This is a genomic window from Bifidobacterium sp. UBA6881, from assembly GCA_002451435.1.
GTDB lineage: Bacteria > Actinomycetota > Actinomycetes > Actinomycetales > Bifidobacteriaceae > Bifidobacterium.
On sequence record DKCF01000082.1, the window covers coordinates 17582 to 25412 of the forward strand.

Consider the following 7831-nt stretch of genomic DNA (forward strand, 5'->3'; position numbering starts at 1 on the left):
TCCCCATGTGGTCGCTCACTCGCGCGGAGCGTCCGCATGGAGAGACATTCAATTATCAACGCCCTTCATACGGACACCGGTGGCCGTGCAAAAAGCAACGATCATCGTCCGCCGGCGAAGTTCAGCTGACGCCACGCCTCATAGATGGCGATGGACGCGCAGTTGGTGAGGTTCAGGGAGCGCAGTGACGGCCGCATCGGCAGACGCACCTGTTCCGCCACGTGGGGGCCGGCCATGATGTCCATCGGATCGGGGATGTTGCCCGGCTCCGGCCCGAACAGCAGAATGTCGGTCGGCTTGTATTCGATATCGGTGTACAGCTTGGTGGCGTGCGCGGTGAACGCGATGATGCGCGAACCCGGCATGGATTCCACGAGGTTGTCGAAATCCGGGTGCAGCACCACATGGGCCATGTCGTGGTAGTCGAGGCCGGCGCGACGCAGCTTGGTATCGCGCAGATTGAACCCCAGCGGCTCCACCAGATGCAGGATCGTGCCCGTCACCGCGCACAGACGGATCGCGGAACCGGTATTGCCGGGGATGCGGGGGGAGTAGTAGCACAGATGCGGCGTCGAGGTTTCCGCTTTGGCCGCGTCCTCGGCACTCAGCATGGCGTCCACCACGGAAATCGGATTGCCGTGCGCGTCGGTCACCAGCTCGTCGGGACCGTAGTTCGATTTGCGGTAGCCGTATTCGAACATTTTCTCGACTTTGGCTTCCGCCGCGCTGTGCGCGTCAATGGTGTGTTCTTCGTTCGTCATAAATGCTAAGAATAGGTACGATGAACGACACGAACGAACGGTTGGAAGAAGCCGGTGAGATTCAGAACGCCCTCGCGCAATGGTGGCGGGAATGCGCCCGCGACCTTCCATGGCGTTTCGGCCGTACCACGCCATGGGGCGTGCTGGTTTCCGAGGTGATGAGCCAGCAGACGCAGATGGGCCGTGTCGTGCCGTACTGGACCGAATGGATGGAACGCTGGCCCGATGCCGCGGCGCTCGCGGCCGCGCCGAAATCCGAGGTGATCGCGGCCTGGGGGCGACTTGGATACCCGCGTCGTGCATTGCGGCTGCGCGAATGCGCCATCGCGGTCGCCAATGATTTCCATGACGAGCTTCCGCGTACCTATGACGAATTGATGGATTTGCCCGGCGTGGGCGATTACACCGCCAGCGCGGTGATGAGCTTCGCTTTCGGCGCCCGCATAGCGGTGGTCGACACGAATATCCGCCGTGTGCTGTCGCGGGCGTTCCTCGGCGAGGAATCGCTCGGCGGCGCGGCGAGCCCCGCGGAACGCGCGTTGGCGAATCGCGTGCTTCCCGAAGACAACGCCGCGAAGGTCCGTCGTTTCGACCGGCCGTCCGTGGTGTGGAACCAGTCGGTCATGGAATTGGGCGCAACCGTGTGCACGGCGAAGAAGCCGCTATGCGATTCATGCCCGATCGCATCGTACTGCGTGTTCCTGCGGCATGGCAGGCCGGGATTGGGGGAGCGGCGCACGCGCCCTCGCCAACGGTTCCAGGGAACCGATCGGCAGGTGCGCGGACTGGTGCTGGATGCGTTGCGCGCGTTGCCTGAGGGGAAGTCCCGATTGGACCGCGCCGATCTCGAACGGCTATGGCCCGATCATATTCAGCTCGACAAATGCGTCGCGTCGTTGGACGAAGACGGGCTGATCGAGATCCTGCCGGGTGGGGAAGTGCGCTTTCCCGTATGAATCCCCTTGCACGTATGCTCCAGGTCGACGTTCCGTCGCGAGTGGAAATGTGCGCTTTCCCGCATAAAACTTCCCGCTGAGCCGCCGTCGCCGTTTCCGCGCTGTAGACTGGGCAATCATGGCACAGAAGAATTCCATGGGACGGGTCGGGAAGCGCAATGACCGTCAACAGGCGATTTTCCGCAGGCGTCGCATCGTCGTGGGCGTCGCGGCGGTCGCGGCCGTCGCGTTGGTGGTGTTTTGCGTGTACTCGTTGTCGGTGGGATTCGCTGCGGTGAACCGCGAGATCCACCATGCCGAGATCTACGCGGTCTCGCGCAAGGCGGTTCCGACGCCGAGCGCGGTGCGCAAAAGCAAGGTGGCGAAATGCAATTCCTCGGATGTCGCGCTCACGTTGACGCCGGCCGCGTCGTCGTTCGGCGTGGGCGGCACGCTTGACTTCACCACGGGCGTCAGATACGACGGTGCGAACAAGGCGGGCTGCCTGATCGACATGTCGGCGACGAACGTGGTGCTGACGATCAGGTCCGGCGGCAGTGTGGTCTGGAAATCGAACCTGTGCCCGGTTGATGCGGACTATCGGTTGATCGCGAAGGGCGACAAGGTCGAGGGATCCATCACCTGGCCTGGCGTGCGCAGCGGGAGCGGATGCACGGAGGACCAATCCACGTTGCCGAAGGTGGAGAAGGGCGTGTACAGCGCGCAGATCTCGCTCGCCAAGGACGCGAAGGCGAAGTCCGAACCCGTCGGAATCACCGTGGAATAGAAAATCTACAGCATATGCTATTCTAATGACTTTGCGTACATGCGTGTCATATAGCGGGCACGCTGACAAGGAAGAAGCGCCCGCGTATTAGGCATATGGTGGCCAATGGGAGCGCTTCCGGGGAAAACTACGATTTAGCGAGCGATAAGGAACGTCCATTGGCTGAGGCTATGACGAACACCACCACCATCATCGCACGCGCCGACCAGCACGACATTGATCTGCACAAGGCGTCGGACCGTGTGAACTTCGGCTCCATCCGCGAGCCCATTGATGTACCCTACCTGCTGGGTGTACAGACCGACAGCTTCGATTGGCTCATCGGCAACGAGCGCTGGAAGAAGCGCGTCGAAGAGGATCTGGAGAAGGGCACCAACACCGTGCCGCACACCTCCGGCCTTGACGAGGTCTTCCAGGAGATCTCCCCGATCGAGAACTTCGCTCAGACCATGAGCCTGACATTCTCCGATCCGTATTTCGAGGAACCGCGCCACACCGTGCAGGAATGCAAGGAGAAGGACTACACCTACTCCGCGCCGCTGTACGTGAACGCCGAATTCGAGAACGGCGACACCGGCGAAATCAAGTCCCAGACCGTGTTCATGGGCGATTTCCCGCTGCAGACCGCGCACGGCACCTTCATCATCGGCGGCACCGAGCGTGTGATCGTCTCCCAGCTGGTCCGTTCTCCGGGCGTGTACTTCAACCGCGACCGTGACCGCACCTCCGACAAGGAGATTTTCGGCGCGAAGATCATCCCGAGCCGCGGCGCCTGGCTGGAGTTCGAGATCGACAAGCGCGACGTCCTCGGCGTCCGCGTCGACCGCAAGCGCAAGCAGTCCGCCATCGTGTTCCTGATGGCGATCGGCATGACCAAGGACGAGATCGCCGATTCCTTCAAGGACTACCCGCTGGTGATGGACGCCCTCGCCAAGGAGACCATCCAGACCCAGGACGAGGCCCTGACCGACCTGTACCGCAAGATCCGCCCGGCCGACACCCCGACCCCGGATGCGGGCCGCAACCTGCTGGATTCCTTCTACTTCAACACCAAGCGTTACGATCTGGCCCGCGTCGGCCGCTACAAGATCAACCGCAAGCTTGGTCTTGAGAAGGACATCAACGATCGCAGCCTGTCCCGCGAGGACATCATCGCCACGATCAAGTACCTGGTCACCCTGCACGAGGGCGAGACCAAGTTCCCGGGCAAGCGCAACGGCCAGGATGTGGACCTGCGCGTGGACGTCGACGATATCGACCACTTCGGCAACCGTCGTATCCGCCAGGTCGGCGAGCTGATCCAGAACCAGCTGCGCACCGGTCTGAGCCGTATGGAGCGCGTCGTCCGCGAGCGTATGACCACCCAGGACCCGGAGGCCATCACCCCGCAGTCCCTGATCAACATCCGCCCGGTGAACGCCACCATCAAGGAGTTCTTCGGAACCTCCCAGCTGTCGCAGTTCATGGACCAGAACAACCCGCTGTCCGGTGTGACGAACAAGCGTCGTCTGTCCGCTCTGGGCCCCGGCGGCCTGTCCCGCGACCGCGCCTCCATGGAGGTGCGCGACGTGCATCCGTCCCACTTCGGACGTATGTGCCCGATCGAATCCCCTGAAGGCCCGAACATCGGTCTTATCGGTTCTCTGGCGACCTTCGGCCGCATCAACCCGTTCGGCTTCATCGAGACGCCGTACCGCAAGGTCGTCAACGGCCACGTCACCGACGAGGTCGAGTACATGACCGCCGACCGCGATGCCGAACACGTCATCGCCCAGGCCAACCAGGAGCTGGACGAGAACGGCAACTTCGCATCCAAGTCCGCCCTTGCCCGAGTGGGCGAGGAAGAGGCGGTCGATGTGCCCGTCTCCGAAGTGGACTACATGGACGTCTCCCCGCGCCAGATGGTGTCTCTCGGCGCCTCCCTGATTCCGTTCCTGGAGCACGATGAGGGCCACCGAGCGCTGATGGGCACCAACATGCAGCGTCAGGCCGTGCCGCTGATCGAATCCGAGCGTCCGCTGGTGGGCACCGGCTCCGAATGGCGCGCCGCCAACGATTCCGGCGACGTGATCAAGGCCGAGAAGGACGGCGTGGTGAACTACGTCTCCGCCGACATGATCCGCGTGCTGAACGACGACGGCACCACCAGCTCCTACAAGCTGGCCAAGTTCCAGCGTTCCAACCAGACCACCTGCTACAACCAGCGTCCGATCATCCACGACGGTGAGCGCGTGGAGGCCGGCAGCGTGCTGGCCGATGGCCCGGCAATCGAAAAGGGCGAACTGGCATTGGGCAAGAACCTGCTGATCGCCTTCATGCCGTGGAACGGCTACAACTACGAGGACGCCGTGATCATCTCCCAGCGCCTCGTGCAGGACGACACCCTGAGCTCCATCCACATCGAGGAATACGAGATCGACGCCCGTGAGACCAAGCTGGGCGCCGAGGAGATCACCCGCGACCTGCCGAACGTCGGTGAGGACGCGGTGGCCAACCTCGACGAGCGCGGCATCATCCGCATCGGCGCCGAGGTCGAGGCCGGCGACATCCTCGTCGGCAAGGTCACCCCGAAGGGCGAGACCGAGCTGACCCCGGAGGAGCGCCTGCTGCGCGCCATCTTCGGCGAGAAGTCCCGCGAGGTGCGCGACACCTCGCTGCGCGTGCCCCACGGCGAGACGGGTACCGTCATCGGCGTCAAGGAGATCACCCGCGAGGATGCCGAGGAGGACGGCGACGAGCTGCCCAACGGCGTCAACCAGATGATCCGCGTCTACATCGCCCAGCACCGTAAGATCACGGTCGGCGACAAGCTGTCCGGCCGCCACGGCAACAAGGGCTGCATCTCCCGCATCCTGCCGGAAGAGGATATGCCGTTCCTGGCGGACGGCACCCCGGTCGACATCATGCTGAACCCGCTGGGCGTGCCTTCTCGAATGAACCTTGGCCAGGTGCTGGAACTGCACCTCGGCTGGATCGCGCACGCCGGCTGGGACATCTCCATCGACCCGGACGTCGAGGCCGCTTGGAAGAAGTACGTGCCGAAGGGCGCGGAGAAGGGCGAGCCGGGCACTCCGGTGGCGACCCCGGTGTTCGACGGCGTCCGCCCGGAGACCATCAAGGGCCTGCTGTCCTGCACGCTCCCGGACCGCGACGGCAACAAGCTCGTCGGCGAGGACGGCAAGGCGACGCTGTTCGACGGACGTACCGGCGAACCGTACCCGAAGCCGATCTCCGTGGGCTACATGTACATGCTGAAGCTGCACCACCTGGTCGACGACAAGATCCACGCGCGTTCCACCGGCCCGTACTCCATGATCACCCAGCAGCCGCTGGGCGGCAAGGCCCAGTTCGGTGGCCAGCGCTTCGGAGAGATGGAAGTGTGGGCCCTCGAGGCCTACGGTGCCGCCTACACGCTGCACGAGATGATGACCACCAAGTCCGATGACGTCGACGGCCGCGTGCGCGTCTACGGCGCCATCGTGAAGGGCGACAACCTGCCGCCGGCAGGCATCCCGGAGTCCTTCAAGGTGCTGCTCAAGGAAATGCAGTCCCTGTCCTTGAACGTCGAAGTGCTCAACGCCGACGGCGTGGCCATCGACATGAAGGACGAGGACGACGACTCGTCCACGTCCTCCGACGATCTGGGCTTCAACATCGGCGCGCGTCCCGACGCCGCCGCCAAGGAAGAACAGGCCGCGGAAGAACCTGAATTCAAGTGATCTGAACGGGTTTGCGGTGGGGCCGCCCATGGTGCGGTCCCACCACGGATCCGACGACAAACGTGATTAAGCATTAAGAATCGATAGACAGGACAATAGAGTGCTGGACGTCAACGCATTTGACAAACTGAGGATCGGCCTGGCCACCGCCGAGGACATCCGCAACTGGAGCCACGGCGAGGTCAAGAAGCCGGAAACCATCAACTACCGTACCCTGAAGCCGGAGAAAGACGGCCTGTTCGGCGAGCAGATCTTCGGACCTACCCGCGATTGGGAATGCGCCTGCGGCAAGTACAAGCGCGTGCGCTTCAAGGGCATCGTCTGCGAACGCTGTGGCGTGGAGGTCACCAAGAGCCGTGTGCGTCGTGAGCGCATGGGCCACATCGAGCTCGCCGCTCCGGTGACCCACATCTGGTTCTTCAAGGGTGTGCCGTCCCGTTTGGGCTACCTGCTCGACATCGCGCCGAAGGACCTGGAGAAGGTCATCTACTTCGCCGCCTACATGGTCACCAGCGTCGATGAGGAACAGCGCCACCAGGATCTGCCGGACCTGCAGAACGAGTTCGACAACGACATCGCCAACCTGGAACGCCGCCGCAACGCGGAGATCGAGGAGCGCGCCAAGAAGGTCGAGGCCGATCTGGCCGAGCTCGAGGCCGCCGGTGAGGCCAAGGGCTCCGCCCGCACCAAGCTGCGCAACAGCGCCGAGCGCGAGATGGCGGCCATCCGCACCCGCTACGACGAGCAGATCCAGCGTCTGAGCGCCGTGTTCGACCGCTTCAAGAACCTGAAGCCGGGCGACATGGAAGGCGACGTCGACCTGTGGCGTGAGATGGAAGACCGCTACGGCGACTACTTCGAAGGCTGCATGGGCGCCGAGGCCATCAAGAAGCGCCTGCAGGACTTCGACCTCGAAGCCGCCTCCAAGCAGCTCCGCGAGGAGATCGACACGGGCACCGGCCAGCGCAAGGCCCGCGCCCTGAAGCGTCTGAAGGTCGTCAACGCCTTCCTGACCACCGGCAACAAGCCGGAGGCCATGGTGCTCGACGTGATTCCGGTCATCCCGCCGGACCTGCGCCCGATGGTGCAGCTCGACGGTGGCCGTTTCGCGACCTCCGACCTCAACGACCTCTACCGTCGTGTGATCAACCGTAACAACCGTCTGAAGCGACTCATCGAGCTGGGCGCTCCGGAGATCATGCTCAACAACGAGAAGCGCATGCTCCAGGAGGCTGTCGACTCCCTGTTCGACAACGGCCGTCGTGGCCGTCCGGTCACCGGCGCTTCGAACCGTCCGCTCAAGTCCCTGAGCGACATGCTCAAGGGCAAGCAGGGCCGCTTCCGTCAGAACCTGCTGGGTAAGCGTGTGGACTACTCCGGTCGTTCCGTGATCGTGGTCGGCCCGTCCCTGCGCATGCACCAGTGCGGTCTGCCGAAGCCGATGGCCCTCGAGCTGTTCAAGCCGTTCGTCATCAAGCGTCTCGTGGACCTCAACTACGCGCAGAACATGAAGAGCGCCAAGCGTCTGGTGGACCGTGGCGACTCCGAGGTGTGGGGCGTGCTCGAAGAGGTCATCGCCGAGCACCCGGTGCTGCTGAACCGTGCGCCTACGCTGCACCGTCTGGGCAT

The 7831-nt window shown here is 63.5% G+C and carries 4 protein-coding genes and 1 pseudogene; 4 read left to right on the forward strand and 1 reads right to left on the reverse strand.

Annotation, left to right across the window (positions count from 1 at the left end; translation table 11 throughout):
* Positions 1-101 precede the first annotated feature (101 nt).
* The gene (locus B3C64_RS06440) at positions 102-761 is read right to left on the reverse strand and encodes a tRNA (cytidine(34)-2'-O)-methyltransferase (RefSeq protein WP_291534551.1); all 660 of its coding nucleotides are present in this window, start codon (positions 759-761) and stop codon (positions 102-104) included.
* Positions 762-781: 20 nt separating this feature from the next.
* On the opposite strand from B3C64_RS06440, the gene B3C64_RS06445 reads away from it, so the two are divergent.
* The 4 genes and pseudogenes from B3C64_RS06445 to B3C64_RS06460 all read left to right on the forward strand — a co-directional run.
* Positions 782-1717, forward strand: a complete 936-nt coding sequence (locus tag B3C64_RS06445; protein WP_291534552.1) for an A/G-specific adenine glycosylase — start codon at positions 782-784, stop codon at positions 1715-1717.
* A gap of 118 nt (positions 1718-1835) precedes the next feature.
* Complete coding sequence (locus B3C64_RS06450; protein WP_291534553.1) at positions 1836-2483, forward strand: hypothetical protein; 648 nt, start codon at positions 1836-1838, stop codon at positions 2481-2483.
* Positions 2484-2641: 158 nt separating this feature from the next.
* Positions 2642-6202 (forward strand): DNA-directed RNA polymerase subunit beta, encoded by a 3561-nt coding sequence (gene rpoB, locus B3C64_RS06455; RefSeq protein WP_291534554.1) that lies wholly within the window; start codon positions 2642-2644, stop codon positions 6200-6202.
* Positions 6203-6302: 100 nt separating this feature from the next.
* Positions 6303-7831 (forward strand): annotated as a pseudogene (locus B3C64_RS06460) (DNA-directed RNA polymerase subunit beta'); the annotation flags it as partial.

Bases quoted from the DNA above. Each gene is read 5' to 3' on its own strand.
- B3C64_RS06440 (WP_291534551.1), bottom strand. From the start codon at position 761: ATGACGAACGAAGAACACACCATTGACGCGCACAGCGCGGCGGAAGCC.
- B3C64_RS06445 (WP_291534552.1), top strand. From the start codon at position 782: ATGAACGACACGAACGAACGGTTGGAAGAAGCCGGTGAGATTCAGAAC.
- B3C64_RS06450 (WP_291534553.1), top strand. From the start codon at position 1,836: ATGGCACAGAAGAATTCCATGGGACGGGTCGGGAAGCGCAATGACCGT.